The sequence below is a fragment of the Kitasatospora sp. NPDC004799 genome, assembly GCF_040609095.1.
Lineage (GTDB): Bacteria > Actinomycetota > Actinomycetes > Streptomycetales > Streptomycetaceae > Kitasatospora.
The window spans coordinates 1-1,134 of record NZ_JBEXJK010000832.1 but is presented as its reverse complement, the minus strand read 5'-3'; the positions used below and the strand labels follow the sequence as shown (position 1 = coordinate 1,134).

The window sequence follows — 1,134 nt, the reverse complement described above, 5'->3', positions numbered from 1 at the left end:
GGCGGCCGTCCGGCGGTGCCGCCGGGCCCGCAGGGCCGGGTGGTTGTGGTCACCGGTGCGAGCGCCGGCATCGGCCGGGCCGCGGCACTGGCCTTCGCCGGGGCCGGCATGCGGGTGGTGCTGGCCTCCCGCCGCGTCGAGCAGGGCGAGGACGCGGCCGCGGAGATCAGGGCGGCGGGCGGCGAGGCCCGGTTCGTCCCGTGCGACGTCACCGACCCCGAGCAGGTGCGGCGGTTGTTCGCGACGGTGCGCTCCGAGTACGGCGCCGTGCACCACGCCTTCAACAACGCGGGAGTCCCCGGGGACGGGCGGCTCGTCGACCTGACGCCCGAGCAGTTCGACGCGACCTTCGCGGTCAACACCCGCGGCCTGTGGCTGTGCATGCGGGAGGAGCTGCGGGTGATGGCGGCCCAGGGCTTCGGCACCATCGTCAACAACACCTCGGTGCACGGGCTGCGGACCGTGTTCCCCGGGATCGGTGCCTACGTCACCTCGAAGCACGCGGCGATCGCGCTCACCAGGATCGGCGCCCTGGAGCACGCCCGGGACGGCGTCCGGGTGAACGCGGTCGCCCCGGGCCCGGTCGAGACCGAGATGCTGGCCGCCTCCGAGGCCGCGGTCGGCGGTGCCACGACCTGGCGGGGGCTGATCCCCTCCGGCGTGATCGGCACTCCCCGGCAGGTCGCCGACGTGGTGCTGTGGCTGTTCTCCGAGGCGTCCTCGTACGTCAACGGCCAGGTGGTCGTCGTGGACGGCGGATTCCTGGCCGGCTGAGCGCGGCCGGGGCCCAATGCCTGTTGACCGGGCCGCACCCGACAACCGTCCGCCCCGACAACCGTCCGCCGCGACAGCCGCTTATCAAGACAGCCGCCCATCGCGACAGCCCGTCCGCCCCGATCCACGACCGACCCAGATGAGAGGAACGCATGGAGATTCCGGAGCGAGCTTACGACGTCGTGGTGGTCGGCGCCGGTGCGGCGGGGTGCGTCCTCGCCGCCCGGCTCAGCGCCCGGCCCGACCGGAGCGTCCTGCTGGTGGAGGCGGCAAGGACTCCATCGTCATGCTGGTGAAGGACGGCGAGGTCGGCGAGGACGACGGCCGCCGCGCCGAGAAGGAGCTCAACGACACCACGGC

At 73.8% G+C, this 1,134-nt stretch carries 1 protein-coding gene and 2 pseudogenes; all 3 read left to right on the top strand.

Features of this window, described 5'->3' with window-relative positions:
* On the top strand, positions 1-774 hold a 774-nt coding region (locus ABZW03_RS41145; protein WP_355270037.1), incomplete at its 5' end, for an SDR family oxidoreductase.
* 152 nt (positions 775-926) lie between these two features.
* Positions 927-1,043 (top strand): annotated as a pseudogene (locus ABZW03_RS41140) (lycopene cyclase family protein); the annotation flags it as partial.
* Between the two features lie 2 nt (positions 1,044-1,045).
* Positions 1,046-1,134, top strand: a pseudogene (locus tag ABZW03_RS41135) (ribosome recycling factor); the annotation flags it as partial.